Origin of the sequence: uncultured Sphingorhabdus sp. (genome assembly GCF_937872355.1) — a bacterium.
GTDB lineage: Bacteria > Pseudomonadota > Alphaproteobacteria > Sphingomonadales > Sphingomonadaceae > Sphingorhabdus_B.
In genome coordinates this window covers 1-3497 of sequence record NZ_CALMSV010000051.1, presented here as the reverse complement: position 1 = coordinate 3497, position 3497 = coordinate 1, and the positions used below count along the sequence as shown (strand labels likewise).

Annotated in this window: 3 protein-coding genes and 1 pseudogene; all 4 read left to right on the top strand. The window is 59.6% G+C overall.

The genetic code is table 11. The features are described from left to right. On the top strand, positions 1–655 hold a 655-nt coding region (locus Q0239_RS02460), incomplete at its 5' end, for a glycosyltransferase (RefSeq protein WP_298597866.1). Further along, the gene (gene murC / locus Q0239_RS02455) at positions 652–2058 is read left to right on the top strand and encodes a UDP-N-acetylmuramate--L-alanine ligase (protein WP_298597863.1); all 1407 of its coding nucleotides are present in this window, start codon (positions 652–654) and stop codon (positions 2056–2058) included. The genes Q0239_RS02460 and murC, both read left to right, overlap by 4 nt. Continuing rightward, the gene (murB, locus tag Q0239_RS02450) at positions 2055–2954 is read left to right on the top strand and encodes a UDP-N-acetylmuramate dehydrogenase (RefSeq protein WP_298597861.1); all 900 of its coding nucleotides are present in this window, start codon (positions 2055–2057) and stop codon (positions 2952–2954) included. The genes murC and murB overlap by 4 nt, the downstream gene beginning before the upstream one ends. Before the next feature lie 26 nt (positions 2955–2980). Continuing rightward, a pseudogene (locus tag Q0239_RS02445) lies at positions 2981–3497 on the top strand (D-alanine--D-alanine ligase); the annotation flags it as partial.

Sequence of the window (3497 nt, the reverse complement as noted above, 5' to 3'; positions counted from 1 at the left end):
ATTTCCGCCTTTCATAGAGGATGGCGTGTTCCGCGTGCTCGTGACAGGCGGCAGCCAAGGTGCGTCGATCCTGTCCGAAGTCGTGCCCGATGCGCTGGCGCGCCTGCCGCTCAATCTGCGTCGCCGCTTGCAAGTCACTCAGCAATGCCGTGCCGAGGATCTTGAAACCGTCCGCAAAATGTATGCCGACCATCAGATACCCGCACAGCTTGCCACCTATCTCGAGGATTTTCCCGAAAGGCTTGGCTGGTCGCATCTCGTAATCGGGCGTGCAGGGGCCTCGACGATTGCAGAACTGACCTGTGCGGGCCGTCCTGCAATATTGATCCCGCTGCCTTCCGCAATGGATAACCATCAGGCCTTCAATGTCAGCGAGATGGTGAAGGCAGGTGGTGCACGGGCGATCAAGCAGTCGTCATTCACACCGGTGGAATTGGCCAAGCAAATCCAGAAAATGGCGCTGATCCCCGAAACGCTGGAAAATGCTGCCCGTGCAGCCAAAAGCTGCGGCCGGCCCGATGCCGTGCATGATCTGGCAGACCTCGTTGAATCTTTCGGTCGAGCGCCGCTGATGCATACAATATCGACAAAAGAACAATCGGGCCTCGGTTTCGGCAATGCCGAGCCGGCCCTTGCACGGAAAGCAGTTTCATGAAGGGTGTTGGCACCGACATCGGCACCATCCATTTCGTCGGTATCGGCGGCATAGGCATGTCCGGCATTGCCGAGGTGATGCACAATCTTGGCTATTCGGTGCAGGGCAGCGACATTGCCGAAGGTTATGTGATCGAAGGGCTGCGCAGCCGTGGTATCAAGGTGATGATCGGCCATGCCGCCGAAAATCTGGGCGATGCTGCCGTGGTGGTTACTTCGACCGCCGTGAAGCGTGGCAACCCAGAAGTGGAGGCCGCGCTCGAACGCCGCATCCCGCTGGTGCGCCGGGCGGAAATGCTCGCCGAACTGATGCGGCTCAAATATACGGTCGCGGTGGCGGGCACGCATGGCAAGACCACAACAACTTCGTTGATTGCCGCGATGCTCGACGCGGGCGGGCTCGATCCGACCGTTATCAATGGCGGCATCATCAACAATTATGGATCGAACGCGCGGTTGGGCGACAGCGACTGGATGGTTGTGGAGGCGGACGAGAGCGACGGGAGCTTCCTGCGGCTCGATGGCACCATCGCGGTGGTCACCAATATCGATCCCGAACATCTCGATCATTATGGCGATTTCGATACGGCCAAGGCGGCCTATATCGAGTTCATTGAAAATGTGCCTTTCTACGGCGTTGCCATCCTCTGCCTCGACCATCCCGAGGTGCAGGCGATCATCCCGCGCATTCGCGACCGCCGCATCCTGACTTATGGTTTCTCGGCGCAAGCCGACATACGCGCAGACAATGTCCGCCCCGAACTGGGCGGCAACACCTTTGATGTGGTGATCCGAGCGCGGGACGGCAGCAAGCGTGAGATTGCGAACGTGTTCCTGCCTATGTCGGGCCGCCACAATGTGCAGAATGCTCTTGCCGCCATTGCCGTGGGCATTGAACGTGGGATGAGCGACGAGCAAGTGCAGGCCGGCTTCGCCAAATTTGGCGGAGTGAAGCGGCGCTTCACCAAGGTCGGCGAAGTCGATGGCGTGACCATCATCGATGATTATGGCCACCATCCGGTCGAAATCCGCGCGGTGCTCTCTGCTGCGCGCGAAGGCGTCAAAGGCCGTGTGATCGCGGTATGCCAGCCGCACCGTTATTCGCGGCTTGGCAATCTGATGGAAGACTTTGCCACGGCCTTCAACGATGCCGATACCGTCTATATCACGCCCGTCTATGCAGCGGGTGAGGCGCCGGTCGAAGGCGTCAGCAGCGCCGATCTGGTTGGCAAGATCAAGCGTCGCGGCCACCATAATGCGCAGGAAATCGAAAGTGCGGATGCACTGGCGAGGGAACTGGCGGCAACCACCCGCGAAGGTGATCTTATTGTCTGTCTTGGTGCGGGTGACATCACCAAATGGGCCGCAGGGCTGGCCGAGGCTATCAAAAAGGCGCGTGCATGAGCGTTTGCTACGCCTTGCCTCCGGTGCGTGGAAAGCTGACGCATGACGCGCCGCTGGCTCCGCTCGTGTGGTTCAAGAGCGGCGGCGCCGCCGAATGGCTGTTTGAGCCCGCCGATAGCAAAGACCTTGCCGACTTCCTCTACGCCCTCGATCCCGCTGTGCCGGTTATGGCACTCGGTCTGGGGTCGAACCTGATCGTCCGCGATGGCGGTGTACCAGGCGTGGTCGTGCGGCTGGGTAAGGCCTTTGCCAAGGTTGCCAAGGTCGATGATGTGACGCTCGATTGCGGGGCAGGGGCAAGCGGTATCCTCGTTTCCTCCAACGCGCGCGACAATGGCATCGCCGGAATGGAATTTTTGCGCTCGATCCCCGGAACCGTTGGCGGTTTTGTCCGCATGAACGGCGGCGCATATGGCGGAGAGGTGAAGGACATCCTCGTCGATTGCGACGTGGTTTTGCGCAATGGTGATCTGGTGACCTTGCCGGCTGAACAGCTACGCTACAGCTATCGCCATAGCGAATTGCCCGCAGGCGCAATCGTCGTAGGCGCGCGCTTCCGTGGGAAGCCCGGCGAACCCGAAGCCATTCAGGCGGAAATGGACCGCATTTCGGCTAGCCGTGAAGCCTCGCAACCGCTGCGTTCGAAAACCGGCGGTTCCACCTTCAAAAACCCCGATGGCGGGAAAGCATGGCAGTTGGTTGATGAGGCTGGTTGCCGCGGCCTCCAGATCGGCGGCGCGCAGGTTTCCGAAAAGCACACCAACTTCCTGATCAACACCGGCGATGCCACCAGTGCCGATATTGAGGAACTGGGTGAAGAAGTCCGCCGCCGCGTGAAAGCAAAGTCGGGCGTCGACCTGCATTGGGAAATTCAGCGAGTGGGAGTGAAGAAGTGACCGGCCAAATTCATGTCGCAGTTCTCATGGGCGGCTGGTCCAACGAACGACCCGTTTCCTTGATGAGCGGCAATGGCGTTGCCGACGCGCTTGAAAAGGTGGGCTATAAGGTCAGCCGCGTCGATATGGACCGCAACGTCGCGCAGGTGCTGGCTGCATTGCGGCCCGATGTCGTTTTCAACGCGCTCCATGGTGTCCCCGGTGAGGATGGCAGCGTGCAGGGCATGCTCGACCTGATGGACATCAAATATACCCATAGCGGCATGGTGACCTCTGTGATCGCCATCGACAAGGAACTGACCAAGCAGCGGCTGGTACCTGCAGGCATCCCGATGCCCAAAGGGACAATTGTCGAAAGCGAGAGCCTGTACGTGGCAGATCCATTACCGCGTCCTTACGTACTGAAGCCGGTCAATGAAGGCAGCTCGGTTGGCGTCGCTATCGTCAAAGCTGATGGCAATTATGGGAATCCGATATCGCGCGATGCTTTAGGGCCGTGGCAGGAGTTTGATACGCTGCTCGCCGAACCCTTTATCAAGGGGC